This window comes from Beijerinckia sp. 28-YEA-48 (assembly GCF_900104955.1).
Lineage (GTDB): Bacteria > Pseudomonadota > Alphaproteobacteria > Rhizobiales > Beijerinckiaceae > Terripilifer.
The window spans coordinates 5097207-5122351 of record NZ_FNSI01000001.1 but is presented as its reverse complement, the minus strand read 5'-3'; the positions used below and the strand labels follow the sequence as shown (position 1 = coordinate 5122351).

Here is a 25145-nt window from a genome sequence, read left to right as displayed (position 1 = left end):
CAATCTCCATATCCTGGTCCAGGAGAGTTCCATGTTTGATGAAAATCCGCGCTTCATCCTGGACGATGAAGTGCTCCACGAGGCGGAAGGTTCCGCCACCCATATAAACGCCCCAGCAACACCGTCAGATGACGCGCTGCTCGATGCCTATTCGCTCACCGTGTCGCAAGCGGCCGCGCGTGTCAGCCCGGCCGTGGTGCGCCTCGACATTCGCGATGCCGAAAACCGCAAGCGCGGTTCCGGCTCAGGCGTGATCGTTTCGCCCGATGGGCTCGTGCTCACCAACAGCCATGTGGTGCAGTCGGCCCGTTCGGCCGAGATCACCACGCCGGACGGCGGCCATTTCTCGGCCCGCATCCTGGCGCGCGATCCCGACACCGATCTGGCCCTGGCGCGGATCGAGACCGACATGACCTTGCCCCACGCCAAGCTCGGCGATTCGAGCCGGCTGCGGCCAGGCCAGATCGCCATTGCCATCGGCAATCCGCTCGGCTTCGACACCACCGTCACCGCAGGCGTGATTTCGGCGCTCGGCCGCTCGCTGCACTCGACCAATGGTCGCATGATCGACGACGTGGTGCAGACCGACGCGGCGCTGAATCCGGGTAATTCCGGTGGCGCGCTCGTGTCATCGGCGGGCGAGGTGATCGGCATCAACACCGCCATCATCGCCGGTGCGCAGGGCATTTGTTTCGCCGTCGCCAGCAATACGGCCAATTTCGTGCTCGGTGAAATGATCCGCCATGGCCGCGTGCGGCGCGGCTGGATCGGTATCGGCGCCAGCACGATTCCGCTGCCGCGCCGGACCATCCTGCGCCTGGCGCTGACCCAGCGCTCGGCGTCAATGATCACTGTGGTCGAGAAGGATTCGCCCGCCGCGCAAGCTGGACTGATGTCCGGCGACACGATCATCGCCGTCGACGATCATCCCGTGACCGGCACGGAAGACCTGGTGCGCCTGCTCGACGCCGATCGCATCAACAAGACCCTGTCCGTCGACTTCCTGCGCAATTCGCAGATGCGCCGGCTGTGGATCGCACCGATCGAGCGGAATGCCGCCTGATCAGCCCATTGGGCGAAGTGAGAGCTGAAAGCGAAAGCGCGGTTCGATTGAACCGCGCTTTTCTTAAGTTTCGACCGGCTCGCCGGCCGCGTCCCAGGCCAGCATGCCGCCGCCGAAATGGGCGGTGATGTCGCTGCGGCCGGCGTTCTGCGCCTGCTCCAGGGCCATCAGGGTGCGCCGGCCGGACCGGCAGGACAGGACGACCCGCTTGCCGGCTTCCTTCGGCAAAGCCGCCGGATCGAAGCCGGACAACGGGTTGAACAAAGCGCCGGGAATATGCCCGGCCTCATATTCATTGGCCTCGCGGACATCGACCAGGATGATGCTGCCGTTAGCCAAGCCCTGCTTCAGCTCGTCGAGGCTGACATTTTCCACCACAGGACCAGACATTTCAAAACTCCGTCATCCGCTGACTAGAGCAAATCACGTTTCGGTAGAAACGTGATTTTGCTTAGATCGTCTTATTTGGACGCGTCTTCATAGCTCGACGATGCCGTCGAGCTATGAAACGCTATACGCATGCTGCATACCAGCCAGAGCCGCCGCCCTCAACCGGCCACGACAGCGTCAATGCGGCACGGCGGCGATCGCGACAAAAACCACAGCCCCCAGGCCAAGTACAAGAAAAGGATGCAGTTTTGGCCACAGGGTGAGCAAGCCCGCCACCCCTATGCCCAAGCCCCAACCCAAGGGGCCAGCGTTCGCCAGTTTAAAAATGGCCATGGCGCCGGCAAACATCAATCCGGTGCCGATCGGCGCCAATCCGTCTTCCAGCGCCCGATGCCAGGCCCGGCCGCGATAGCGCGACCAAAAGCGGGAGACGACGATGCACAGAAGCGAGGACGGCAGGAAAATCGCCAGGGTCGCCACGATCGCCCCGGCCCAGCCCGCGACCTTCCAGCCGATCAGGGTCGCCAGCATGGACCCGGGCCCCGGCGCCACCCGGGCGACGGCGAACAATTCGATGAATTCGCGCGCTGAGACCCAGCGATGCACGTCCACCGCCTGATGCTGCAGCGGCGCGAAAATCGCCGGCCCGCCGCCAATAGCGACCAGCGAAAACGGCGCCAGAACCGCGATCAACGCCATCAACGGCGCGAAGCTGGAATTATTGCCGTCATCCATGGGTGCGTTTCCAGGGCCAGACCGAGGCGATCGACAGCGGCGCGATCACCAGCACCACCGGCACCAACGGCCAATTGAGCACGCCCACCGCGATGAAGGTCGCCAGCATGGTGATGGTCGGCCCGACACGACGCACCACCCGCACGGCACCCACGATGCCAAGCCTGATGTTGAGCCCGACGGCAGCCGCCGCCACGCCATCCACCGCCGCATGCAGAAGCGATATCTGCTGGATGAAGCTATAGGCGCCAAGCGCCAGAACGCACATCACCAGCGGCGGACTGATCAACGCCACCAGTGCAACGGCGGCCCCCGCATAGCCGCGCAGCCTGTTGCCGACGAAGACCGCGAGATTGGTGACATTGGCGCCGGGCAACACCTGGGCCAAAGCGATGCCGGACAGGATCTCATCGTCCGTCATCCACCCATGCTTGGTCACGACCTCGCGATAGACCCAGCCGGTGAGACCCCCACCAAAACTGAAAGCACCGATCCAAAAGAAGACTGAAAATATCTTCCGAAGCGGGATGATCGGGTGTTCAGTGGCTGAGGTTGCGGTCATGTCACTCGATAATGGTGCAGCGGAAATCGTTCACATTGGTCAGTGTAGGTCCCGTGACCACCAGATCATCGAGCGTCGAAAAGAAAGTCCAGGCATCGTTGTTGTCGAGCATCGCTTGCGCGTTCAAACCGAGCGCGGCAGCGCGCTGCAATGTATCGGGCGCAACCAACGCGCCAGCGCTGGCTTCAACACCATCAATGCCATCGGTATCGCCGGCCAATGCGTGAATGCCGGCGCGGCCCTTGAGCGCCAAAGCCAAGGCGAGAAGATATTCGGCGTTGCGACCACCGCGTCCGGTGCCGCGCACCGTCACCGTCGTCTCACCGCCCGACAGCAAGGCGCAGGGACGCGCCTCTTGCGTCACGTGCAAAGCCAGCGCGGCATGTTCGCGCCCGACATCGCGCGCTTCGCCTTCGATCGCATCGCCCAGGATCACCGGCTTGAGCCCGGCCTGACGTGCGATCTCCGCCGCCGCATCGAGCGACAATTGCGCCGTGGCGATGACATGGGTCTGGACCCTGGCCAGGCGCGGATCGCCGGGCTTTGGCGTTTCGTCTTCGCCGCGCGCCAGGCGCTGCGCCACCGCTTCGGGCACGGCGATGCCATAGCGCTGGAGAATCTCCAGGGCCTGTGCCGATGTGCTGGGATCGGCGATCGTCGGCCCCGAGGCAACGACAGCGGGATCATCGCCGGGTACGTCGGAAATGATCAGCGACACCACCTGCGCCGGCCAGGCCGCAGCCGCCAGCCGGCCGCCCTTAATGGCCGAGAGATGCTTGCGCACGATGTTCATCTCACCGATGGGCGCGCCGCTTTTCAGCAAGGCTGAATTGATCGCTTGTTTGGCTTCGAACGTCAGCCCGTCGATCGGCAGGCTGAGCAAGGCCGAACCACCACCGGAAATCAGACACAGGACAAGATCGTCGGGGCTGAGGCCTTGCACCTTGTCGAGGATACGCCCGGCAGCGGCGCGGCCGGCCGCATCGGGCACCGGATGGGCGGCTTCCACCACTTCGATGCGCTGGCACGGGGCGCCATGGCCATAGCGTGTCACCACCAGCCCTTCGAGCGGTCCCGGCCAATGGTCTTCGACCGCCTTGGCCATGCTGGCGGCGGCCTTGCCGGCGCCGATGACGATGGTCCGGCCACGCGGCGCAGACGGCAGATGACGAGGAATGGCGAGAGCCGGATCGGCGGCAGCAATGGCCGCACGGAACATGGTTTCCAGAAGTGCCCGCCGCCCTGTCATGATTCCTCCGCTTACGTTCTCGCTTGACGCCGATCGCAGCGGAACGCAAGCCCAAATCGGCGTGTTCAAATGAGTTTGACCAGACACGCCCTGTGCCTCGTACCGCAGCCATATCGCCTTCGGTTATGGGAACGACAGCTTCGGTCTATGCCTTGGGCAGAGGCAGCTTCGCGCCGGTATGGAAGAACATACATATTCGCGGCGGCTGCTCAGCGCTGAGGGCGGACAATACCGAGACCCAAACGAAAACGCCGCGGCTAATGTTCAGCCGCGGCGTCATCAATGCAGTTTAGTGCAGTCCAATTTGCTTAGCGCAGTTCCTCGCGGAACAGGCCGAGCTTCTCCTGCGCGCTGCGGTCGGAGAAGGTGAAGGTGATCGCATCCTTCGAGGCGCGATACTTGCGCCACACCCAGCTCGGCATCGAGATGACATCGCCTTCGCCAGCGCGGAAGCTCTTGTCGCCAGCTTCGACTTCGATCTCGCCTTCGACGACGATGACGGTCTGGCCATCGGTCGAGCGCAGCGGCTTGGTCTCGAAACCCTTCGGCAGATGCGACAGCCAGGCCGCGATGGTCGGCATCGGCCAGCCGCCGTCGATCGGATTGGTGTAACGCAACGCGTGGGCGCGATAAGCGTCCGGCTTGCCGGCGGCGGCGATCGCCATCAGCGCTTCCCGGCTGGCCTTATACTTGTAGTTGAAGATCGGCGTCGTCAGGCCGAACGGCGATGCCATCTGGAACGGCGCCATATTGGCACCCCAGCGCGCCTGCGATTCACCCGGCTGCTTCTGCACCAGCTGCGCCTTGTCATTGGCGTGCTCGCTGAAGGCCGTTTCGAAGAAGTTGATCATGTGCAGATCGAGGCCATCGATCCAGATCACCGGCTTGTCATGCTCCTGGCCGTGGTCGTGCCAGGCCCAGTTCGGCGTGATGACGAAATCGCCGCGCTCCATTTCGGTGCGCTCGCCAGCCACCGCCGTATAACCGAGGTTGCCTTCGAGCACGAAGCGCAACGCCGAAGCGGTGTGACGATGGGCCGGCGCGATCTCACCCGGCAGGATGAGCTGCATGCCCGAATACATGGTGGCGGTGATGCGCGAACCGCCCGGCATGGCCGGGTTCTCGAACACCAGCACGCGGCGCTCGGCTTCATCCGCCGTCAGGAGATCGCCGGCTTCCATCAGGAATTCGCGGCATTCCTTGAAGCGCCAGACATGCGGCACGAATTTGCTCTTCGGCTCAAGCGGCACGAGGCCCTTGAGCACTTCCCACAACGGCGCCAAATTTTGGGGCGCGAGGCGGTCATAAAACTTCTGCCGGTCTTTCGCCGGCGCGACTGCGGTAGCTGTCGACATCTGAGGCTCCATCCGTTGGTTATCTACAACAAGTCCTTAGGGCGCCTGATCGGCCCCTATCCTTCCATGTCGCCTTGCGCCTGCAAGGCCCACAGGTTCCAAGCGCGCGAGGCGGTGCCACCGATGACACGGGTCGCCGTGCGCGTTTCCCCCTCGCTCAACGAGGTGATCGGACCGCCAAGGCGCGCGGCGTCCGACAGCACCCTGGCGTTCTGCTCCGTATAGACGGCGCGGAACACCGCTTCGCGCAGCGTGGTGCCGACAGCCGTCGAACCATGGCCGCGCATCAGCACGACGTTCAGATCGCCCAGGACTTTCGCCAGCGCCTTGCCCTGCATGCCGTTGGTGATGAGCAGATCATTGTCGTCGCCAACCACGTCGCGAAGGTCGAAGATCGGTGCGCAGGTGCCGATGAACGAACCCATGTGTGTGACGGCGCGGAACGGGAACGACGGCACCAGACTGAACGGCACGACCGACAGGGAGTGAGAATGAACGATGCCCATCACATCGGGCCGCGCCCGATAGATTTCGGCGTGAATGAACCGTTCGAGATAGACGGCCCGGCCATGGGCATCGACAGGCGCGCCATCGAGATCGAACTCGACGATGTCTTCCGCTTCGACCGTGGCCGGCGCCATGTTGCGCGCCAAAAGGAACCGATCGGGCCGCTTGTCGTGACGGGCGCTGACGTGGCCGAAGGCATCGACGATGCCCTCGCCGTAGAGAATATGATTGGCTGTGACGAGATCTTCGATGAGGCTGGCATCGGCTTTCGGACCAGCCGTCGCCGTCGTGGAGGCAACGCCCCCGGCGCTCGCCGGATCAAACGAATGACTATGTCCCGGTGCACACATACGCTTCGCTCCTCCCGATGCCCGACCCTGTGTCGAGACGTTGCTGCGGCAAGCCCTCGCGCACAAACGTGTCGCAGGCAAGACACCGCGTCTCATAAATATGATTATCGCTTACGATTTTGATTGTCAATATTCTCAAAAAATAATAATAAAGATGCATCTTGCAGGCAGCTCAGAGCAGTTCTGACAAAGGAGCAAGGCATATGGCTGGCTTCAGCAGATTCCTCGGCGTCCTGCGCCTGTTCACGCCCGACACCCCGGCCTGGACCGTGCCGGCCATCGCCGAAGCCATCGGCGTGCCCGCCAGCACCGTCTATCGCACCGTGCGCGATCTCGTCGCCGGCGGCTTTCTCGAACAGGCGGCCGAAGCCTCCTATCGGCTTGGGCCTGCCTTCATCGAATTCGATCGCTCGCTGCGCCTCACCGATCCGCTGGTGGTGGCTGGCCGGCCCGTCCTGCACGATGTGGTGATGCAGGCGCATGTGCCCTGCGTCGCCATGCTGGCCCGCTTTTACAACGGCTCGGTGATGTGCGTCGCCGACGAGGCGGCCGCCGACACGCCGTTTCGCTCGAGCTACGAACGGGGACGGCCGATGCCGCTCACCCGCGGCTCGACCTCGAAAGTCATCCTCGCCCATCTGCCGACGCGCCAATTCAACAAGCTCATCGAAAACCATGCCGGGCTCGACGGTACGGCCGACGCCCTGCGCGCTGAGCTCGCCGACATCCGCAAGCGCGGCTTCTGCTCGACCGCCAGCGAGATCGACCCAGGCCTCGCCGGCATTTCCGCGCCGGTCATTCTGAAGGACGCTGGGCTCGTCGCCTCGCTCTCCATCGTCGCGCATGATGCCGGCATCGATGAAGGCCAGCGGCGTCGGCTGATCCTGCTTGTCGTTTCCGCAGCCAGCCTGCTGGCCGAAGATTTGCGCCACCGTTACGAAGCCACCGCCAAAGCGACACAGAAAGTGGCCTGACACCATTAGGGGGGAAGTGTGACTACGTTTGACCAGGCTCAGCCTGATAAAACCTGCGACGTCGTCATTATCGGCGCCGGCCCAACAGGACTGACCCTCGCCAATCTGCTCGGCGAGGCCGGCGTTCGCACCATTCTCGTCGAACGCAATGAGTTCACCGTGCAAGCGCCCCGCGCGGTCTCCATTGACGATGAATCGCTGCGCACCATGCAAGCCTGCGGCCTGATCAAAGAGGTCATGGCCGATATCGCGCCGGACTATGGCTCGCACTATATGTCGACGACAGGCGTCAATTTCGCCCGCGTCGAGCCGACGACGCGCGAATATGGCTATCCGCGCCGCAGCGCCTTCACCCAGCCCGAGCTCGAAGCGACGTTACGCCAGGGCCTGTCGCGCTGGAGCAGCGTCGAACCGCTATTCCAGCACACATTCGAGAGCGTCAACGAGGATGCTGACGGCGTCACCGTCGAGATCAAACGTCTCGACGGCACGCCGCTGACGATCCGCGCCCAATATCTCGCCGCCTGCGACGGCGGCCGCAGCGCCCTGCGCAAGATCATCGGCGCCGAATTGCAAGGCTCGACCTACCCCGACAAGTGGCTCATCGTCGACATGGAAGAGACGAAGGAGCGCCTGCGCCAGACCCGCGTGCTGTGCAATCCGGCGCGCGCCGCCATCTGCCTGCCCGGCCCCGATGGCAAGCGTCGCTACGAATTCAAACTACGCGAGGGCGAATCCGACGAGGAGATCGCCACCGAGGAATCGGTCAAGAAACTGCTCGCCATGTATGGCCCTGATGAAAACGCCAAGATCGTGCGCCGGCAGGTCTATGCCTTCCATGCACGTGTCTGCGACACGTGGAACACCAAACGCATTTATCTCGCCGGCGACGCCGCCCATCTGACGCCACCCTTCGCCGGCCAGGGCATGAACAGCGGCGTGCGCGACGCCCATGCGCTCGCCTGGCGCTTCACCGCCATCGCCAAGGACATCACCGGCCCCGGCGTTCTCGACAGCTATCAGGCCGAGCGCAAGCCGCACGCCTGGGCTTTGATCGAATTCGCCATCAACATCGGCAAGGTGATGATGCCGACCTCGCCGGTGCAGGCTTTCCTGGTGCAAGGCGCCTTCCGCCTGATGCGCTTCGTGCCCAAACTGCAGAACTATTTCGCGCAGATGAAGTTCAAGCCGAAGCCCTATTACAAGCAGGGCTTTCTGGTGGAAGACACCACATCGAAAGTCGTCGGCCGCATGTTCCCGCAGCCGACGGTCGAATTGCTCGACCGTTCGACCGCGAAGATGGACGATCTCATCGGCAATCATTTTGCGCTCATCGCCTATGGCGAGAATGCGCAAGGCACGATTGCCCGAGCGCTGCGCGAGGATTTCGGCATCGACGGCCTGCGCACCCTCGCCGTCACGCCGATGCGCCTCAACATCGACCGCCGCGCCGATCCGGCGATCCCTGCTTGCCGCGATGTCGATGGACTGTTGGAGCAGATGCTGCCGGTCGCCAAAGACAGCCTCGTCGTGGTGCGGCCGGACCGTTACACGATGGCGACAGCCACGATCACGTCGCCAGCGGATATCGCCAGACTGGCCGACGCGGTGCGCGAGCGCGTCGCCGCTTCGCGCTAGGTCAGTCCGACTTGCAACGTCATTGCGAGGAGCGCAGCGACGAAGCAATCCGGGAGCACGCGGTAAAATGCCGAGAAATACCTCTGGTGCTGATGTTTCCACACCTTGACCCTGGATTGCTTCGCTGCGCTCGCAATGACGACGAAGCGTCGCCTGACACGCCGAGGCTTCGAAACAAAAACGCCCGCATCCTGCGATGCGGGCGTCTTCATATCGTCAGAGCCTAAAGCCTATTTCTCGTCGAAATAGAGCCGGCCCGGATTGGTGACGAGCAGCTTCTGCTGCAATTCCGGTTCCGGCGCGAACAGCGGGATCAGATCGACCAGATCGCCATCGTTCGGCATCTGCTTGACGTTGGGATGCGGCCAGTCGGTGCCCCAGATGATGCGATCGGGCGCCAGCTCGCAGATCTGGCGGGCGAACGGGATCGCATCGTGGAAGGGATAGCCGGTCGAGGACACACGCTCGGACCCACACACCTTCACCCAGCACTTCTCGTCGTCCTTGATCAGGTTGACGAGACATTCGAACGGCTTCTGCTGCAAGCCATCGCTGGCCTTGACGCGGCCCATGTGATCGACCGTGTAGATCACCGGCAGCTTCGCCAGCATCGGCGCATATTCGGGCAGATCGATCGCATCGAAATGCACGTCGAGCGACCAACCGAAATTCTTGATCTTGTCGACGACATTGTGGAGCACGCGCATGTCGGGCACGCCGCCAAGATGAGCGACGAAGTTGAAGCGGCAACCACGGATACCACCGTTGTGCAGTTCCTCGATCGCCTTCTCGCTGAACGTGTCGTCGATATTGGCGACGGCGCGATAGCGGCCGTTCGACTGGGCGATGGCATCCAGGCACACAGTGTTGTCATTGCCATGGCACGAGGCGTTGACGATGACAGCGCGAGTGAGACCAACCTTCGCCTGCAAAGCGGCGAATTTCTCGAGGCCTGAATCCGGCGGCGTGTAGGAACGATCGGGCGCGAACGGATAGACGTCGCCCGGTCCGAAGATGTGGCAATGCGCATCCGTCGCATTGTGCGGCAGTTTGAATTTCGGCGTCTTGGTGTTCGGGTCCGGCGGCGGAATGGTCGGCGTGAAATCGCTCGGCGGGTTTTTGTGTTTGTCCAGCGCACTCATTTCTTGTCGGCTCCTCTTTCTTGTGCGTCGGCGATGGCGCTGCAAAGGCCGGGATTCATGCCCAGATCCTCAACCATCATCGCCGCCTCCCGCATTTCCGCGGCGCGGCGAATGCCGTGTTGACGTACACGACCGCCCATCGTTTCCGCAAGCTGACGGAAATCGATCGACGGATAGCTGGCGTCGAGGCTGGCGAACACTTCGTCCTCGACGCCCCATTGTTTTGCCGCCGCGGCGCAATCGACCATGATCGCTTCAAGACCCTTGATGACGATCGAGCGGCACAGCTTCATCGCCGAGGCGCGGCCGGGCTCCGTTGTCACCGGCGTCACGTTCATGCCGAGACCATTGAGTAGCGCGGCTGCTTCTTCCGCCGCTGGACCGCCAGCCAGGATCGGCACTTTAATGCCGGGGCCAGGCACCGGCGCCATCACAGCGCCTTCGACATATTTCGCATGCGAGGCATTGATCTGGCCCGCCGCCGTCTTCTTCGTCACCGGCGAAGCCGAATTGATGTCGAAGAACAACTGGCCCTGGTTGAGATAGCCGGCCGCTTCGCCCGCCACATCAAGCACGTTGGAAGCCGTGACGGCGGAAATGACGATGCGCGCGTCGCGGCTGGCGTCAGCCGCGCTTTTCGCCGGCCGCACGCCCATGCTTTTCGCCAATTCGATTTTCGCTGCCCCCTTCTGCGGGTCATTGAAAAGAATGTCATATGTAGAGATCGACACACCTCCACGCGCGAGGAATTCGCGCGCGAAAGTTGATCCGACCTCGCCGAAGCCGATGATGCCTAGTGTAATGGTGCCGGACATGAGCGTTCCCTTAGTCTTGCACGGATAATAATCTTGCACGGGTAATCCGAGGGGACGATCCGTACCCATTCCGATCGCAGCTGACAACCTTGGTCGCGAGAAACTATTTATGGGTGGCGACAAACCGTTCATCGTAAAGCTTTTCTGCCGGCGGCGGAGTGTCGAGCGTGCCGATCTCGCGCAGCGAACGGCGGATCACTTCGACCGCATCCTTGTCGAATCCGCCCCTGTCACGCGCCATGCGGGTGATCTCGTCTTCATAGGCGGCGCGCGCTGATTCAGGGCTGATGCGCAGGGTGGCGGCGCCGACCTTGATGGTAATCTCCGGATTGGCCTTGGCGAAAGCCACCGCCTTGAACCAACCATCCACGAAGCGCTGCACCACATCCGGCGATTGGGCGATCAATTCGTTGCGGGCAAACAGCACATTGGAATGAAAGTCTTTCACGATGTCGCCAAGCGGCGCCAGCACCCGGCCCTGTTTGTTCAACTCGGCGTCGAAGGCCGTCGCCGCGCCCATGACCACGCCATCGATATCGCCCGAGCGCATGGCGGCGATCGATGTTCTGGAAGCGCCGGTGGGAAAAGAGATCACCCCGTCATTGCCCCAGCCCTGCCCGCGCCCGATCTCGCGCGCCATCCAATCGGTCAATGAGCCGGCTGAGGTGACACCGAGCTTCTTGCCGCGCAGATCGGCCAAGGATTTGATCGGCGAATTGGCCGCCACCAACACCACCATATTGTAGGGCGCGCCGCTGACGGCGGCGATGGCCGTGACCGGTACGCCCTTCACCGGATAGGCTAGCCCTGGTCCCGACCCGAAACCAAGATCGATCGAGCCTGAGGCGAGACCGACCATGGTTTGCGACTCGCCGCCGAAATAGATAGACTCAACCTCCAGGCCGTATTGCTTCCAGATGCCAGCTTCGTTGCCGACATCGACAATGGTGAGGATCATCGGGCCGCCGGATTTCCCGACTTTCAATTTCGTCAGTGCTTGCAATTTGGTCTGCGCCTGCGCCAGTCCCATGAAGGCTAGCGTCAGACCGGCGGCAAGCGCCGCAACCCGCACCGCAGAAAAGCGCGCCATTTGTCCCTCCCAGGATTTATTCAAGCTTTATGTCTTGCGATGAGGGTAGAGACTTGTCCCACCCCCGTAAATACGCCTTCCCGGCTTGCCGGGATCATACTTGCAAGGACCAAAAAAAGCGCCTTCAATACCCGGGGAGGACGACATGCAGATCGGCCACGCGGATGCTTACGAAGGGGCCGTCACGACGCCGGAATTTCGCGGCGGCGGCAAGCTGTTCCGCACGCTTCTGAGCGGCGTGGAAGGCCATCCCAGCAACTTCCGCCTGGTTTACGTGCGCGTCGACGGTCCGATCGCGACACCGCGCCACCGTCACAATTTCGATCAGCTACGCTTCGCCATAGAAGGCGACATCAATTACGGGCCGGGCCAATGGATCAAGCCGGGCGAACTGGCCTATTTCCCGGAAGGCACGCCCTATGGTCCCGAAGTGGCCAACAACGCGCGCCTTGGCATCACCCTGCAATTCGGCGGCGACAGTGGCGAAGGCTTCATCAGCGAACGACAGATGAATGAAGGCACGGCGCTGCTGCAACAGCACGGCGCGTTCGAAAATGGCATTTACCACCGCACCGACAATCCCCCCGAAGGCGTGCGTCGCAATCAGGATGCGTTCGAAGCGATTTGGGAAGCCGTCAACGGCCGCCGCATCGCCTACCCACCCAAGCGCTGGGACGCCCCGATCTTGATGCAGCCGCAGGACCAGCCGTGGATCGACATCGAACCCGGCGTCAGCGCGAAATCGCTCGGTACTTTCGGTGCGCGGGGAACAGCCTTCGCACTGCTGCGCATCTATCCTGGGCACAACCACACCCTGACGGCGCGGGATGGCCAACGCATTGGCTTCGTTCTGTCCGGTGCTGGATCTGTTGATGGGCATGCCTTGCGAACGCATTCGGCCTTTGCTTCGGATAGCCACGGAACAGCGACCATAACGGCGAATTCATCGCTGCATCTTCTGCTCTCGGACATGCCAGCCTTCCCAGTGGCCCACGGCACCGCCGCGTAACCGCAACGAAGGGATTGTTTCATGTCGGAGACCATCGGCTTCATCGGCGCAGGCGCCTTGGGCGGCGCATTGGCGCGCAAACTGCTGCAGGCAGGCCAACGCCTGACCATCTACGACAACGATGCCGCGGCTTGTCAGCGCATGAGCCAAGCCGGCGCCACCATCGCCGCATCAGCCCGCGCGGTCGCCGACACCTGCGAGATCGCCTTCGCCTGCCTGCCGAAACCAGCGGTGAGCCGCACCGTTGCCGATGAGATCACCGGCGCTTCGCGCTTACGCCTTCTCGTCGAATGCTCGACGCTCGGCGTCAAGACCATGCGTGAGATCTCAGCCGACCTCGCGCCAGCCAACATCGCTGTTCTCGATTGTCCCGTCACCGGCGCGGCCGGCGGCCCGCGCGGCGTTGACGCGGGCACATTCGCCTTTGTCTGCGCCGGATCAGATGACATTTTCGCGCGCGTTCAGCCGCTGCTGCGCCTCATGACATCACGCATTCATCATGTCGGCACCGAGCCGGGCATGGCGCAGATCGCCAAGGTCATCAACAATGCCCTGTCGATCACCGCGCTCACCATTTCCTGCGAGGCCATCGTCATGGGCGTGAAGGCGGGCCTTGATCCCAGAGCCCTGATCGATGCGATCAACGATGGCAGCGGCCGCAACTCGGCCACCGTCGACAAATTCCCCCGCTCCATCCTGCCGCGCGATTTTGCTTCGCCGATGACCATCGGCGTCAAGGACATGCAGCTCTACATGGAAACCATCCAAGCCCTGGGCCTGCCCGCCCCACTCGGCACGGCGGTGATGGAGATTTGGGACAGCGCCTACGCGGAAAATCCCCAGCGTGGCTACAATTCCATTGTCGAATATTTCGAGCAACCAGCCGGCGTTGAAGTGAGCGACTGACCTTCGCTAGACTCACACACACTGCGGCAACGAGCGGAGCAAAGTCATGGCTCATTACATCCGGGAGGGCTTACACGCAGTGACGCCGCGCCTGATAACGGCGGATGTCGCAGGTTTGGTTGAGTTCATTCGCCTTGTCTTCAATGCCGAGGGAGAGGCTATCGAGAATAGACCTGTCGAACTGAAGATAGCCGGCTCAACCATCATGGTCAGCGACGGCGGAGGAATCAGACCCTCCATGCCCGGAATGCTATACGTCTACGTGCCTGATACCGACGCGACATGCCGATCAGCCGAGGCAGCCGGTGCTGAGATCATTGAGCCACCAAGCGACATGCCTTGGGGCGATCGTCGAGCCACCATAGCTGATCAATGGGGCAACATCTGGCAGGTCGCGACATGTCTTCAGCCTGAGTAAGCAGAGTTGTTTACTGCGAGGCCGGCGAGCAATTGCATAAAACAACCAATGACCGCATCATAGCTCTCCTCATGAGGATCGTCGATGAAAGTACGCGCCGCCGTTCTCGAAGATATGGGCCGATCCACGCCCTATGCGACATCGCGGCCCCTGACGATCGCGGAGATCGAACTCGCCCCGCCTGGTCCCGGTGAAGTACTGGTGCGGATCGCCGCCGCCGGCCTCTGCCATTCTGATCTGTCGGTCATCGACGGGTCACGGCCACGCCCCACGCCGATGGCGCTCGGCCATGAAGCGGCCGGCGTGGTCGCAGGCCTCGGCCCAGGCGTAGACGATCTCGCCATCGGCGATCACGTCGTCCTCGTCTTCGTGCCAAGCTGCGGCCATTGCCTGCCCTGCGCCACCGGCCGCCCCGCGCTGTGCGAACCGGCCGCCGCCGCCAATAGCGCGGGCACCTTGCTGTCAGGCGAAAAGCGCATCACCCGCAACGGCGCCACGATCAATCATCACATGGGCGTCTCCGCCTTTGCCGATCACGCGGTGGTGTCGCGCCGCTCGCTGGTGCGCATCGACAAGGACATTGCGCTTGAACATGCGGCGCTTTTCGGCTGCGCCGTGCTCACCGGCGTCGGTGCTGTCGTCAACACGGCGCAGATCGCAGCGGGATCAAACGTCGCCATCGTCGGCCTTGGCGGCGTTGGCCTCTCCGCCCTGCTCGGCGCGCTTGCCTGCGGCGCCGACCGCGTCACCGCCATCGATCTCGATGCCGGCAAGCTCGCCTTCGCCCGCCAGCTCGGCGCGACGGAAACCTTCGAGTCCGGCACGCCCGACGCGGTCGCGACCATCCGTGAAGCGAGCAAAGGCGGCTACGATACGGTGATCGAATTGGCGGGTTCAGCGAAGGCGCTGGAACTCGCCTATGCGATCACCAAGCGTGGCGGCACCACCGTCACCGGCGGCCTTCCGGCGCCTTCCGCCATGCTGCAAATTCCCGCCGTCAGCCTTGTCGCCGAGGAACGCACGCTGAAGGGCAGCTATATCGGCACCTGCGTGCCCGCACGCGACCTGCCCCGCTATCTCAACCTTTTCCGCCGTGGCCGCCTGCCGGTCGACCAGCTGCTGACCGACCTGATCACCCTCGACGACATCAACGCCGGCTTCGACCGGCTGCGCGAAGGCAAGGCCATCCGGCAAGTCGTTCGCTTCGGTTGACCGTTCGCTTCAACTGATCGTGCGTTTCCGCTAAGCTCCGCGTTTTTCCAGATCCGTTCATCCTGCAGCCATGTTTATCATGGCAGATTAAGGAAGCTTCGACGCGTTCATTCGTGAGACGATGCGATGACGGCAAACACTTCGGCACAACAAGCACTCGTCGCGCTCAACCGCTTCGGCTATGGCGCGCGCGGCGGCAATTCCGGCGACCTCGCCGCGGCCGCAGCCGATCCACGCGACTTCGTTCTGACCGAACTGGCAAGCCCACGCTCGGCCCTGCTCGAAAATCCGACCCTGCATTCAACAGACGCCCTGCTCAACGAACTCTACGGCCTGCAAGCGCAAGATCGCGTCTATCATCAAGCCCTGAATCAACAGGCGGCGAATCAACAGGCAGCAAATCAGCAAGCCGCCAATCAAACGGCGAATGCCAACACCCGTACGGCGGACGCGCCAACCGACACGAATACGCCCGCGTCACAGCCCCCAGCGCCACCGCCGCTGCCGCCCCAGCCCAATTTCAATGTCATCAACGAACGCTTCCGCGCCGAGGCGCTGGCGCGCATCCAGCGCGCCCATGCGCCGGCCTGCGGCTATGTCGAACGGCTGGTCGCCTTCTGGTCGAACCATTTCTGCATTTCGGCGATCAAGGGACCCGGCGTGCGCATCGCCGCCGGCGCGTTTGAGCGTGAGGCGATCCGCCCGCACGTGCTCGGCCGTTTCGCTGACATGCTGCACGCCGTCGAACAGCACCCGGCCATGCTGTTCTATCTCGACAATGCGCAATCCATCGGCCCCAATTCCCGCGCCGGTCAGAATGGCAAACGCGGCCTCAACGAAAATCTCGCTCGCGAGACGATGGAACTGCACACGCTCGGCGTCGATGGCGGCTACACACAGGCGGATGTCACCTCTTTCGCCCGCATCATCACCGGCTGGACGGTTGTCGGCCCCGCCGCGCGCCTGGGCACACCGGGCACGTTCACCTTCAACGCCAATGCCCATGAGCCGGGCACGCACACGCTGCTGAACCGCGCCTATGCGGAAGACGGCGTGGCGCAGGGCGAACATGCGCTCGCCGACCTGGCGCGCCACCCCTCGACCGCCAAATTCATCGCCACCAAGCTGGTCCGGCATTTCATCGCCGACGACCCACCGCCGCCGCTTGTCGATAAACTGGCGAAAGTGTTTCGCGACAGTGATGGCGATCTGAAAGCCATCTCCTTGGCCCTGGTCAACGATCCCCTGGCCTGGTCGACGCCGCAAACCAAGATCCGCAGCCCTTATGAATTCCTGGTCGCCTCCTCGCGCCTGTTCGCGCGCACGCCCGATCAACCGCAGCGCTATATCGGCTCTCTCGCTTTGATGGGCGCGCCACTCTGGCAGCCCCCTGGCCCCAACGGTTACGCCGACAGCAATTTTGCCTGGGCCACGCCCAACGGCATGAAGGTACGGTTGGAAATCTCCAACCAGATCGCCAAACGCCTCGGCAATCTCACCGATCCGGAGGAAGCGCTCGACGCCGCCGCCGGCGCGGCCGCGTCCGCCGATCTGCGCCAAGCGATCGGACGGGCTGAATCACGCGAACAGGCCATCGCACTCGTGCTGATGTCGCCGGAATTCCAAAGGAGATAGCCGCCCATGGCCTCCACCATCCTGCATCTCCCCACCCGCCGACAGCTTCTCGTCACCGGCGGCGCGCTGTTCGCCTGGTCCTATCTGCCGCGCTTTGCCCGCGCCGCCGACGCACGCGACCCACGCTTCATCACCATCATCCTGCGCGGCGCGCTCGATGGCCTCGGCGCTGTCCCGCCCGTCGGCGATCCTTCCTATGCCGGCCTGCATGGGCCCATCGCCATGTCGCTCACCGGCGACACACCGGCTTTGCCGCTCGACGGCTTCTTTGCCCTGCATCCGTCCATGACCAATCTGGCGCGGCTTTATGGGGCGCGACAGGCGACCATCGTGCACGCCACTGCCACCGCCTATCGTGACCGCTCTCATTTCGACGGCCAGGATGTGCTGGAAAGCGGCTATGCTGGGGCGGGACGCACGGACTCAGGCTGGCTCAACCGCACCGTTTCCGTGCTGCCGAAAGGCGAGCGGGTCGCGGCGCGCGGCAACACACGAGGGCCGGCGCTCGGCGTTGGCCCGTCGACACCGCTTATCCTGCGCGGCGGCGCGCCCGTCACCGGCTGGACACCGAGCACCTTGCCTGCTGTGCAAGACGATCTCGAACAGCGCCTGCTGACGCTTTATCGCCAGCAGGACAAGGCGCTCGCCACCGTACTCACCGAAAGCCTCGACATCGAGAAAATCGCGCAACGGGAAGCCGCTGGCATGCGCCCCGCCGGCGGCAATCTGATCGAGGCGATGCGTACGCCCGCGCGCGGCGCCGCGAAGCTGCTAGCCGCCGATGACGGCCCCCGCATCGCCGCTTTGGCGTTTGACGGCTGGGACACCCACGCCAATGAAGGCGGCGCCACCGGCCGCCTGGCGCAATTGCTGGCTGGCCTCGACGCCGCCATCGCCGAATTCGAAACCGGCCTCGGTCCCGCCTGGAAAGATACCGTGCTCGTCGCCATCACCGAATTCGGCCGCACGGCAAAGGTCAATGGCACGACCGGCACCGATCACGGCACCGGCACAGTGGCTTTCCTGGCCGGCGGCGCGCTCGCCGGCGGCAAAATGGTCGCTGACTGGCCGGGCCTGCGCGACGATCAACTGTTCGAAAGGCGCGACTTGAAGGCGACGACGGACCTGCGCGCTGTCCTTAAGGGCCTGCTGGTCGATCACCTGAACATTGGCGCCGCCCAGATCGAAGCGGTTTTTCCGGATTCGACTGGAGCGAAACCGCTGCGCGGCTTGATCGCTTAAGGGAACCAATCCCGCGCAATTCGATTGTGGCATCGATGCCGACATCCATTGCCGCATTGAACGCCGCGAATTTTTTCATGGCTGATGTCCGCGATGGACTGGGGCCATTCCTTGGCGTCTTTCTGCAAGATCGACACTGGAGCGCATCCGAGATCGGCCTTGTCATGACGATCGGCGGACTGGCGGGCATGGTCGCGACAACGCCAACCGGCATCATTGTCGACAGCACGAAAGCCAAACGCGCCCTGGCGATCGCGGCCATCATCGCGGTCATTCTGTCGAATACAGTGAACTATCTCTCTCCGACATTTCCAACCACCGCAGTGGCGCAAACCATCAGCGCCATCGGGGGGGCCGCCATGGGGCCGATCATCGCGGCCTTGACACTGGGCCTCGTCAAACAGGCCGGCTTCGCGCATCAGCTCGGCCGCAACGAAGCCTTCAACCATGCGGGCAATGCCTCTGCCGCAGCGCTTGCCGGGCTTCTTGGCTATATCTTCGGCTTCGTCGCGGTGTTCGCCTTGATGTCCATCATGGCGGTCGCATCGGTTGCCGCGGTGCTGCTCATCAAGAAAAGCGATATCGATCATGAAGCCGCCAGAGGACGGGAGACCGTCACATCCACACCGGACAAGACGAGCTATTCCACCTTGCTGAGATCCCGGCCGCTGATCGTCATCGCCATAACGATGGCGCTCTTTCACCTGGGCAATGCAGCCATGCTGCCGCTCCTCGGGCAAGCGATGGTCGCGCGCGGCGATCAATGGGATCCGAGCGCCTACACCGCCGCGACCATCCTCATCGCGCAGATCACCATGATCCCCATGGCTTTGATCGCGGCGCGGATCGCCGTGTCACGCGGCTACAACCCGCTCTTCATCGCAGCTTTGGTCGCTTTGCCTCTTAGAGGCCTCATCGCCTGGTCTTTCACCGACCCCCGTGCGCTCATCCCCGTTCAGATTTTGGATGGCGTCGGCGCCGGCCTGCTCGGCGTCGCCTTGCCTGGAATCGTCGCCCAGGTTCTCTGGGGCACCGGCCATGTGAATGCCGGCATTGGCGCCGTCATGACGGCCCAAGGTGTCGGCGCGGCCTTCAGTACCGCAGTCGCAGGCTTCGCCGCCGACAGTTGGGGTTACGGAACGGCCTTCCTGATTCTAAGCGCCATCGCCTTGGCCGGCCTGCTCTTCTGGCTGCTGAATTCAAAATTCTTTCCGCCCGCGCAAACTGCATTGGGAACAGAGGGGCCAAAGCCTTCCCAAGCAGCGAGGTGAATTCCTCTGGCGCCAACACGAAATTAGTCGTGAAGCGATTTATCCGCACTCTGCCGAACGCGCTAAAACGTAACGGAACTTTGCCATAGCGATCGTGTTAAGCGAGAACCTCACGCAAAATCGAACCCACCATCGGCCTCCCCGGCTTTAAAGACGCGCCATCTGGAGCGGAAATGATCTCCAATATTATCCCGCCTGCCCTGCTTGCCCCCATTCTGCTCATCCTCTCGAACGTCTTCATGACCTTCGCCTGGTATGGTCATCTGAAATACAAGGAGAGCCCGATCTTGCTGGCCATTCTAGCCAGTTGGGGCATCGCGCTGTTCGAATATTGCCTGGCCGTGCCGGCCAATCGCTACGGCAGCGCCTTCTATTCGGTCGCCGAACTCAAAACAATGCAGGAAGTGATTACACTGCTCGTGTTCGCCGGGTTCTCGACGTTTTACCTCAAGGAACAGCTCGGCTGGAATCACGCCGTCGGCTTCGCGCTGATTGCCGCGGGCGCCGCTTTCATCTTCAAAGATAAGATCTGAAATGTAGAACGCGCCACCTCGCGGCGGCGCGTTCCAAAGATGTGAGCAGACCGAACGATTAGTGCGCCGTCTGCTTGGCGATGATGTGATCCTTGATGTCCTCATAGACATTCTTCGGCACGATGTTCTTGTCGAGCAGCTCGTTCTTGCCGTGATACGGACGACCTTTAATGATCGCCGCCGAGCGCGCTGCGCCAACGCCTTTCAGCTTTTCGAGATCAGCGGCCGAGGCGGTGTTGATGTCGAGGAGATCGGTCGCGGCGGCAGGCTTGGCAGCGGCGGCCGGAGCAGGCGCGGCGGGTTTTGCGGTGGCGGCTGGAGTGGCAGGAGCCGTTGCGGCTGCCGGCGGCACGGTCGGCTTCGCTGGCTGCGTCGAAGGCGCCGGGGCCTGCGCCAAAGCTGCGCCCGTGAGGGCGGTCGCGAATGCAAGAGCGGCAAGAATGCGGGTCTTCATGTCTGTCTCCAGAATAACGGAAGGCCCTGTTGGGCACCTCACGTCATCACTGTAGTCAGCGCACATGAACCGTGGCTGAACCCACCTGCTGATCCACTTGGAGCGGCCCATTGTCAGCGACGAAGGTCATGACCGACAGCCTGTTGCGATGCGCCTCGCTCGGCCAATGGGGCATCAGCGTTGGCGTGCGCATGGTCGCGACCAGGGCAATGGCGGTGGCAAAGGCCATCAGCACCACGAGGCGAACCGACATGCGCAACTGCTGCTGCGCCATTTCCGGCGACATAGCATAGCTGAAGCCATTGTTTTCGTTCGATTCGGACCCATTTTTGAAGCTCATCAGAGCCTCCTTGGCACAGGCAGGGAGGCAGAACAGCCTTCCCGCACCGGACGGGATACACCTGACCGCCTCACCTCTGCCGTGTGGTAACGCACAATCCCGCCGAGGGTTCGACCGAAAACCGGCCGAAAGCTGGCTTTTCCATTTGCCCTTTGCGCGCCGCGAAACTATTTTCCGCCGCTTCCATGAATCCATGGAAATTCTTAAAACTCCCCGGAGACCAGACCAATGTCGTTCCTTGCAGGCGCAGTGACCCGCGTGAAGCCTTCGGCCACCATGGTGGCGACCCAGGTTGCGCGCGATCTGAAAAACGCCGGGCGCGACATCATCTCGCTTTCCGTCGGCGAACCAGACTTCGATACGCCCGATCACATCAAAAAAGCGGCGATAGAAGCCATCAATCGCGGCGAGACCAAATATCCGCCGGTGCTCGGCATCGTGCCGCTGCGTGAGGCCATCGCCAAGAAGTTCAAGCGCGAGAACGAGCTTGACTACAAGCCGTCGCAGACCATCGTCGGCACGGGCGGCAAGCAGATCCTGTTCAACACCTTCCTCGCCACCTGCGACAAGGGTGATGAAGTGATCATTCCGGCGCCCTATTGGGTGAGCTACCCGGACATGGTGACCATTGCCGGCGGCACGCCGGTGATCGTCAAGACGACGCTTGAGTCGGGCTTCAAACTGCAGCCCGAGGATCTCGACCGCGCCATCACGCCGAGGACCAAGTGGGTGCTGCTCAACTCGCCGTCGAACCCGACCGGCGCGGCCTATACCCGCGACGAGCTGAAGGCGCTCACCGATGTTCTGATGCGGCCCAAGAACAAGCATGTCTGGGTGTTCAGCGATGACATCTACGAACATCTGATCTACGGCGATTTCAAATTCACCACGCCGGTACAGATCGAGCCGAACCTGATGGATCGGGCGCTGACCATGAACGGCATGTCGAAGAGCTATGCCATGACCGGCTGGCGCATTGGCTATGCCGCGGCTCCCGACATCCTCATCAAAGCCCTCGACCTGCTGCACGGCCAGCAAACCTCAGGCGCCTGCACGATCGCGCAATGGGCCTCGGTTGAAGCCTTGAACGGCCCGCAGGATCATCTGCCGATCTTCCGTAAAGCCTTCGAAGAGCGGCGCGACCTGGTCGTCTCGATGCTCAACCAGGCCAAGTACATCAAGTGCCCGATGCCGGAAGGCGCTTTCTACGTCTATCCCGATTGCTCGCAGGCGATGGGCAAGAAGACGCAGAGCGGCAAGGTGCTGCAGACCGACGAGGATTTCATCGGCGAACTGCTGCAGCAGGAAGGCGTCGCCGTGGTGCACGGATCGGCTTTCGGCCTGGGCCCGAACTTCCGCATTTCCTATGCGGCGAAGACCGGCCTGCTGGAAGACGCCTGCCGGCGCATCCAGCGTTTCACCGCCAGCCTGACCTAAAATCCTCTAGCCGCGCGCCTTCCTGGGTGCGCGGCTTATCCCTTCGTCTGCCTTGGTCTCCCTTCGCCGCGCTTGAGCCTGTCGCCCACCCGGCTATGCTGGGTCAGGTACAGAATGGAGGGATGTGCCGTGAAAACTTTATCATCTCGGACCCTGTCATCGAAATCCCTACTCTGCGGCGCCGGCCTGTTGCTGCTCTGCGGCGCTTTGCCGGCCCAGGCCCAGGACGCCAAGGGCGTCTGGCTGCGTGACAATGGCAAGAGCCGGGTGCGCATCACCGATTGCGGCGGCGCCCTGTGCGGCACGATCAGCTGGCTCGCCGACAGCAGCGGCCCGTCCAAAGTCGGCCAGCGTGTCTTCTACAATATGAAGCCAGCAGGCGCCGGCAAATGGAGCGGCAATGCCTTCAATCCGGAAGACGGCAAGACCTATTCCGGCACGATGAGCCTGTCCGGCTCGACGCTGACGACAGCAGGCTGCGTGTTTGGCGGATTGATCTGCCGTTCCGTCGCCTGGTCGCGGGTGAATTGATCCGCTGAAGCGTCGGCGTGCTATGCTCCCGCATGTTCGCCCACACGCCTTACGATGGCAGCTCAAAGCCCTTCACCATCGGCCTGCGCCCGCTCGACCCAACGCGCTGGATCGAGCCTGACGATGGGCTGAAGCATTTCCTCGCCGAAAAGCGCCGGCTGTTTGCCCAACAGCGCGGCGATGTCTTCACCGCCCGCGCCGACACGCAAGCGAGCCAGAGCGAAATCCGCGATGCGCTCGCCGACTATCTGACGCGCACGTTTCCCGATCTCTACATTCGCGAAGATGCCGGCATTGTCATCACGCCCTTGCGGCAGCGCGTCGCCTTCGACGACGATCTACCGCCGCTGATGCAGGCGGCGCTGCTGGTGCAGGACGATCTCGCGCTCATGCGCCGCTTCGACGACGGCTGGCGTCTGGCCGCCGCCGCTATCTGCTTTCCCTCGACGTGGCTTCTACGGGAGAAATTCGACCGTAACCTCGCCGACATTCACGCGCCCGTGCCGGGCTTTCCTGGCGGAATGGAACAACGCGTCACCCGCATTTTCGACAATCTGCGTGCCGAGGCGCCCGTCGAGCGGTTCAACTGGTCGATCTATGACAGCGAGACCTTGCACCATCCGCACCCCTCGCCACAGGCTCCCGCCACGGCCGATGCGGCTTTTATCCGTGTCGAGCGACAGAGCCTGCGAAAAATGCCGCAATCGGGCGACATCCTCTTCACCATCCGCATTCTCGTCGATCCGATCGCGGCGTTGCGTCATCACCCCGATGGCGCGAACCTCGCCACCGCCTTGCGCAGGCAGCTTCTGGCGCTGACGCCAGAGCAGCTCACGTACAAGAATATGGTGGAGAGCCGCGACAGGATCGCTCATTCCCTCGCCGCGCTCATCGCGGCAGACTGACACCATGACCGATGATGAACGCAACAGACTGAGTGCGCGTGCCGCGCGCTACGCGCAAGTCGGCGCCAAGGTGGGCGGCGTGGCCGCGCGCATGGCCGGCGCGCGCCTGCGCGGCCGCGAGGTGCTCGACGACACCAATGCGGCGGCCTTCACGGCAGCACTTGGATCACTCAAGGGCCCGATGATGAAGGTAGCGCAGTTTCTCGCCACCATTCCAGGAGCCCTACCGCAGGATTTGTCCGACCGTCTTCGGCAATTGCAATCGAACGCCCCGCCGATGGGCGCCGGCTTCGTCAATCGACGCATGATGGCGGAACTCGGCGCTGGCTGGCGCGGCAAGTTCGCCGCCTTCGATCTGCATCCGGCGCACGCGGCTTCACTGGGCCAGGTGCATCGCGCCACCTCCCTTGATGGCAAGCCGCTCGCCTGCAAGCTGCAATATCCCGATATGACCTCGGTGGTCGAAGCCGACCTGCAACAGCTCGACATCCTGTTCGCCCTGCGCCGCCGCCTCAACACGGCGCTCGACACCCGCGAAGCGGCCAAGGAGATCGGCGCGCGCCTGCGCGAGGAACTCGACTATCAGCGCGAAGCCAAACATGTCGCGCTCTATCGCGAAATTCTCGGCGACAGCACGACCCAGACCAATGTGCGCGTGCCGGGCGTCTGGCCGGAGCTTTCCACCCGTCGCCTCATCACCCTCGACTGGCTCGACGGCGAGCCGCTGCTCGATTTCAAAACCGCTTCGCAGGACGCGCGCAACGCGATCGCTACCGCCATGTTCCGCGCCTGGTGGCATCCCTTCATCCGGCTCGGCATCATTCACGGCGATCCGCATCTCGGCAATTACACCGTGTTTCGCGGCGAGAGCGGCGAAGCTGCCGGCATCAACCTGCTCGACTACGGCTGCATCCGCGTCTTTCCGCCGAGCTTCGTCAAAGGCGTCGTCGATCTCTATCGCGGCCTGCGCGACGCCGACGAAGCGGCCATCGCCGCCGCCTACGAGACCTGGGGTTTTCGCGGCCTGAGCAAAGACCTGCGCGATGTCCTCAACATCTGGTCGCGTTTCATCTACGGCCCTTTGCTCGACGACCGCGTGCGGCCCATTGCCGATGGCGTCTCGCCCGCCGAATATGGCCGCACCCAGGCCAGCCGCGTTCATGAAGGGCTGAAGCAACACGGTCCTGTCACCGTGCCCCGGGAATTCGTCTTCATGGACCGCGCCGCCATTGGCCTCGGTGGCGCATTCCTGCATCTCGACGCACGGCTCAATTTCTACGCCATGTTCAACGACGCCCTGGCTGATTTCAGTGTCGAGGGGCTGGCGGAGCGGCAGGCGGCGGTGTTGCGGAAAGTCGGCCTGTCGCCGCCGGCATGAAGGG

26 protein-coding genes are annotated in these 25145 nt (G+C 62.9%); 15 read left to right on the top strand and 11 right to left on the bottom strand.

The window, feature by feature from the left end:
- Positions 1–31: 31 nt before the first annotated feature.
- Complete coding sequence (locus BLW50_RS24010; protein WP_090707393.1) at positions 32–1063, top strand: S1C family serine protease; 1032 nt, start codon at positions 32–34, stop codon at positions 1061–1063.
- Positions 1064–1126: 63 nt separating this feature from the next.
- Here BLW50_RS24010 and BLW50_RS24005 read toward each other — a convergent pair whose 3' ends face one another.
- The 6 genes from BLW50_RS24005 to BLW50_RS23980 all read right to left on the bottom strand — a co-directional run bounded on the left by BLW50_RS24005 (position 1127) and on the right by BLW50_RS23980 (position 6211).
- On the bottom strand, positions 1127–1453 hold the full coding sequence (locus BLW50_RS24005; protein ID WP_090707392.1) for a rhodanese-like domain-containing protein: 327 nt from the start codon (positions 1451–1453) through the stop codon (positions 1127–1129).
- A 177-nt stretch (positions 1454–1630) separates the two neighbouring features.
- On the bottom strand, positions 1631–2188 hold the full coding sequence (locus tag BLW50_RS24000; protein WP_090707391.1) for a chromate transporter: 558 nt from the start codon (positions 2186–2188) through the stop codon (positions 1631–1633).
- Complete coding sequence (locus tag BLW50_RS23995) at positions 2181–2750, bottom strand: chromate transporter (RefSeq protein ID WP_090707390.1); 570 nt, start codon at positions 2748–2750, stop codon at positions 2181–2183. The genes BLW50_RS24000 and BLW50_RS23995 overlap by 8 nt, the downstream gene beginning before the upstream one ends.
- Position 2751: 1 nt before the next feature.
- Positions 2752–3999: a glycerate kinase type-2 family protein gene (locus BLW50_RS23990; protein ID WP_090707389.1), complete on the bottom strand. Its 1248-nt coding sequence runs from the start codon at positions 3997–3999 to the stop codon at positions 2752–2754.
- Between the two features lie 308 nt (positions 4000–4307).
- Complete coding sequence (gene gtdA, locus BLW50_RS23985; protein WP_210186117.1) at positions 4308–5354, bottom strand: gentisate 1,2-dioxygenase; 1047 nt, start codon at positions 5352–5354, stop codon at positions 4308–4310.
- Positions 5355–5410: 56 nt separating this feature from the next.
- Positions 5411–6211, bottom strand: a complete 801-nt coding sequence (locus BLW50_RS23980) for a class II aldolase/adducin family protein (RefSeq protein ID WP_090707387.1) — start codon at positions 6209–6211, stop codon at positions 5411–5413.
- Positions 6212–6414: 203 nt separating this feature from the next.
- Between BLW50_RS23980 and BLW50_RS23975 the strand changes: the two genes are divergently transcribed.
- Both BLW50_RS23975 and BLW50_RS23970 read left to right on the top strand, forming a co-directional pair.
- Positions 6415–7185 carry an IclR family transcriptional regulator gene (locus BLW50_RS23975; protein ID WP_090707386.1) on the top strand — a complete coding sequence of 257 codons (771 nt, stop codon included), beginning with the start codon at positions 6415–6417 and terminating at the stop codon, positions 7183–7185.
- An 18-nt stretch (positions 7186–7203) separates the two neighbouring features.
- Positions 7204–8823 carry a bifunctional 3-(3-hydroxy-phenyl)propionate/3-hydroxycinnamic acid hydroxylase gene (locus tag BLW50_RS23970; RefSeq protein WP_090707385.1) on the top strand — a complete coding sequence of 540 codons (1620 nt, stop codon included), beginning with the start codon at positions 7204–7206 and terminating at the stop codon, positions 8821–8823.
- Between the two features lie 230 nt (positions 8824–9053).
- Here the strand turns inward: BLW50_RS23970 and BLW50_RS23960 are convergent, their stop codons facing one another.
- The 3 genes from BLW50_RS23960 to BLW50_RS23950 form a co-directional block, all read right to left on the bottom strand.
- Entirely contained in the window at positions 9054–9965 is a 912-nt protein-coding gene (locus BLW50_RS23960) for an amidohydrolase family protein (RefSeq protein ID WP_090707383.1), read from the bottom strand.
- Entirely contained in the window at positions 9962–10780 is an 819-nt protein-coding gene (locus BLW50_RS23955; protein WP_170850326.1) for an NAD(P)-dependent oxidoreductase, read from the bottom strand. Before BLW50_RS23955 ends, BLW50_RS23960 begins: the two co-directional genes overlap by 4 nt.
- Positions 10781–10883: 103 nt before the next feature.
- Entirely contained in the window at positions 10884–11870 is a 987-nt protein-coding gene (locus BLW50_RS23950) for an ABC transporter substrate-binding protein (protein ID WP_090707381.1), read from the bottom strand.
- A 145-nt stretch (positions 11871–12015) separates the two neighbouring features.
- Between BLW50_RS23950 and BLW50_RS23945 the strand changes: the two genes are divergently transcribed.
- From BLW50_RS23945 to BLW50_RS23910, 8 genes are all read left to right on the top strand, one after another.
- The gene (locus BLW50_RS23945; protein ID WP_090707380.1) at positions 12016–12879 is read left to right on the top strand and encodes a hypothetical protein; all 864 of its coding nucleotides are present in this window, start codon (positions 12016–12018) and stop codon (positions 12877–12879) included.
- A 21-nt stretch (positions 12880–12900) separates the two neighbouring features.
- A complete protein-coding gene (locus BLW50_RS23940) occupies positions 12901–13785 on the top strand; it encodes an NAD(P)-dependent oxidoreductase (RefSeq protein WP_090707379.1) in 885 nt (294 codons plus the stop codon).
- Positions 13786–13831: 46 nt separating this feature from the next.
- Complete coding sequence (locus tag BLW50_RS23935; protein ID WP_090707378.1) at positions 13832–14203, top strand: VOC family protein; 372 nt, start codon at positions 13832–13834, stop codon at positions 14201–14203.
- 84 nt (positions 14204–14287) lie between these two features.
- Positions 14288–15415, top strand: coding sequence for a zinc-dependent alcohol dehydrogenase family protein (locus tag BLW50_RS23930; RefSeq protein WP_090707377.1), 1128 nt, complete (start codon positions 14288–14290; stop codon positions 15413–15415).
- Positions 15416–15541: 126 nt separating this feature from the next.
- Complete coding sequence (locus tag BLW50_RS23925) at positions 15542–17050, top strand: DUF1800 domain-containing protein (protein WP_090707376.1); 1509 nt, start codon at positions 15542–15544, stop codon at positions 17048–17050.
- Positions 17051–17056: 6 nt separating this feature from the next.
- Complete coding sequence (locus BLW50_RS23920) at positions 17057–18292, top strand: DUF1501 domain-containing protein (protein ID WP_090707375.1); 1236 nt, start codon at positions 17057–17059, stop codon at positions 18290–18292.
- Positions 18293–18327: 35 nt separating this feature from the next.
- Positions 18328–19563, top strand: a complete 1236-nt coding sequence (locus BLW50_RS23915) for an MFS transporter (RefSeq protein ID WP_090707374.1) — start codon at positions 18328–18330, stop codon at positions 19561–19563.
- Between the two features lie 173 nt (positions 19564–19736).
- Entirely contained in the window at positions 19737–20096 is a 360-nt protein-coding gene (locus tag BLW50_RS23910) for a DMT family protein (protein WP_170850325.1), read from the top strand.
- A 58-nt stretch (positions 20097–20154) separates the two neighbouring features.
- Here the strand turns inward: BLW50_RS23910 and BLW50_RS23905 are convergent, their stop codons facing one another.
- Positions 20155–20550 (bottom strand): ComEA family DNA-binding protein, encoded by a 396-nt coding sequence (locus BLW50_RS23905; RefSeq protein ID WP_090707373.1) that lies wholly within the window; start codon positions 20548–20550, stop codon positions 20155–20157.
- Between the two features lie 55 nt (positions 20551–20605).
- The gene (locus tag BLW50_RS23900; protein ID WP_090707372.1) at positions 20606–20890 is read right to left on the bottom strand and encodes a hypothetical protein; all 285 of its coding nucleotides are present in this window, start codon (positions 20888–20890) and stop codon (positions 20606–20608) included.
- 228 nt (positions 20891–21118) lie between these two features.
- Here BLW50_RS23900 and BLW50_RS23895 point away from each other — a divergent pair, with 228 nt between their 5' ends.
- From BLW50_RS23895 to BLW50_RS23880, 4 genes are all read left to right on the top strand, one after another.
- Positions 21119–22327 (top strand): pyridoxal phosphate-dependent aminotransferase, encoded by a 1209-nt coding sequence (locus BLW50_RS23895; RefSeq protein WP_090707371.1) that lies wholly within the window; start codon positions 21119–21121, stop codon positions 22325–22327.
- 129 nt (positions 22328–22456) lie between these two features.
- Entirely contained in the window at positions 22457–22858 is a 402-nt protein-coding gene (locus BLW50_RS23890; RefSeq protein ID WP_244544368.1) for a DUF2147 domain-containing protein, read from the top strand.
- Positions 22859–22890: 32 nt separating this feature from the next.
- The gene (locus BLW50_RS23885; protein ID WP_090707369.1) at positions 22891–23763 is read left to right on the top strand and encodes a heme-dependent oxidative N-demethylase family protein; all 873 of its coding nucleotides are present in this window, start codon (positions 22891–22893) and stop codon (positions 23761–23763) included.
- Positions 23764–23767: 4 nt separating this feature from the next.
- Complete coding sequence (locus BLW50_RS23880; RefSeq protein ID WP_090707368.1) at positions 23768–25141, top strand: ABC1 kinase family protein; 1374 nt, start codon at positions 23768–23770, stop codon at positions 25139–25141.
- The last annotated feature ends 4 nt before the right edge of the window (positions 25142–25145 follow it).

Coding starts and splice junctions, on each gene's coding strand:
- BLW50_RS23955 (WP_170850326.1), bottom strand. CDS start 10,780: ATGTCCGGCACCATTACACTAGGCATCATCGGCTTCGGCGAGGTCGGA.
- BLW50_RS23945 (WP_090707380.1), top strand. CDS start 12,016: ATGCAGATCGGCCACGCGGATGCTTACGAAGGGGCCGTCACGACGCCG.
- BLW50_RS23925 (WP_090707376.1), top strand. CDS start 15,542: ATGACGGCAAACACTTCGGCACAACAAGCACTCGTCGCGCTCAACCGC.
- BLW50_RS23885 (WP_090707369.1), top strand. CDS start 22,891: ATGTTCGCCCACACGCCTTACGATGGCAGCTCAAAGCCCTTCACCATC.
- BLW50_RS23935 (WP_090707378.1), top strand. CDS start 13,832: ATGGCTCATTACATCCGGGAGGGCTTACACGCAGTGACGCCGCGCCTG.
- BLW50_RS23900 (WP_090707372.1), bottom strand. CDS start 20,890: ATGAGCTTCAAAAATGGGTCCGAATCGAACGAAAACAATGGCTTCAGC.
- BLW50_RS23910 (WP_170850325.1), top strand. CDS start 19,737: ATGATCTCCAATATTATCCCGCCTGCCCTGCTTGCCCCCATTCTGCTC.
- BLW50_RS23960 (WP_090707383.1), bottom strand. CDS start 9,965: ATGAGTGCGCTGGACAAACACAAAAACCCGCCGAGCGATTTCACGCCG.
- BLW50_RS23895 (WP_090707371.1), top strand. CDS start 21,119: ATGTCGTTCCTTGCAGGCGCAGTGACCCGCGTGAAGCCTTCGGCCACC.
- BLW50_RS23905 (WP_090707373.1), bottom strand. CDS start 20,550: ATGAAGACCCGCATTCTTGCCGCTCTTGCATTCGCGACCGCCCTCACG.
- BLW50_RS23915 (WP_090707374.1), top strand. CDS start 18,328: ATGCCGACATCCATTGCCGCATTGAACGCCGCGAATTTTTTCATGGCT.
- BLW50_RS23995 (WP_090707390.1), bottom strand. CDS start 2,750: ATGACCGCAACCTCAGCCACTGAACACCCGATCATCCCGCTTCGGAAG.
- BLW50_RS23990 (WP_090707389.1), bottom strand. CDS start 3,999: ATGACAGGGCGGCGGGCACTTCTGGAAACCATGTTCCGTGCGGCCATT.
- BLW50_RS23880 (WP_090707368.1), top strand. CDS start 23,768: ATGACCGATGATGAACGCAACAGACTGAGTGCGCGTGCCGCGCGCTAC.
- BLW50_RS23950 (WP_090707381.1), bottom strand. CDS start 11,870: ATGGCGCGCTTTTCTGCGGTGCGGGTTGCGGCGCTTGCCGCCGGTCTG.
- gtdA (WP_210186117.1), bottom strand. CDS start 5,354: ATGTCGACAGCTACCGCAGTCGCGCCGGCGAAAGACCGGCAGAAGTTT.
- BLW50_RS24010 (WP_090707393.1), top strand. CDS start 32: ATGTTTGATGAAAATCCGCGCTTCATCCTGGACGATGAAGTGCTCCAC.
- BLW50_RS23975 (WP_090707386.1), top strand. CDS start 6,415: ATGGCTGGCTTCAGCAGATTCCTCGGCGTCCTGCGCCTGTTCACGCCC.
- BLW50_RS23980 (WP_090707387.1), bottom strand. CDS start 6,211: ATGTGTGCACCGGGACATAGTCATTCGTTTGATCCGGCGAGCGCCGGG.
- BLW50_RS23930 (WP_090707377.1), top strand. CDS start 14,288: ATGAAAGTACGCGCCGCCGTTCTCGAAGATATGGGCCGATCCACGCCC.
- BLW50_RS23940 (WP_090707379.1), top strand. CDS start 12,901: ATGTCGGAGACCATCGGCTTCATCGGCGCAGGCGCCTTGGGCGGCGCA.
- BLW50_RS24005 (WP_090707392.1), bottom strand. CDS start 1,453: ATGTCTGGTCCTGTGGTGGAAAATGTCAGCCTCGACGAGCTGAAGCAG.
- BLW50_RS23920 (WP_090707375.1), top strand. CDS start 17,057: ATGGCCTCCACCATCCTGCATCTCCCCACCCGCCGACAGCTTCTCGTC.
- BLW50_RS24000 (WP_090707391.1), bottom strand. CDS start 2,188: ATGGATGACGGCAATAATTCCAGCTTCGCGCCGTTGATGGCGTTGATC.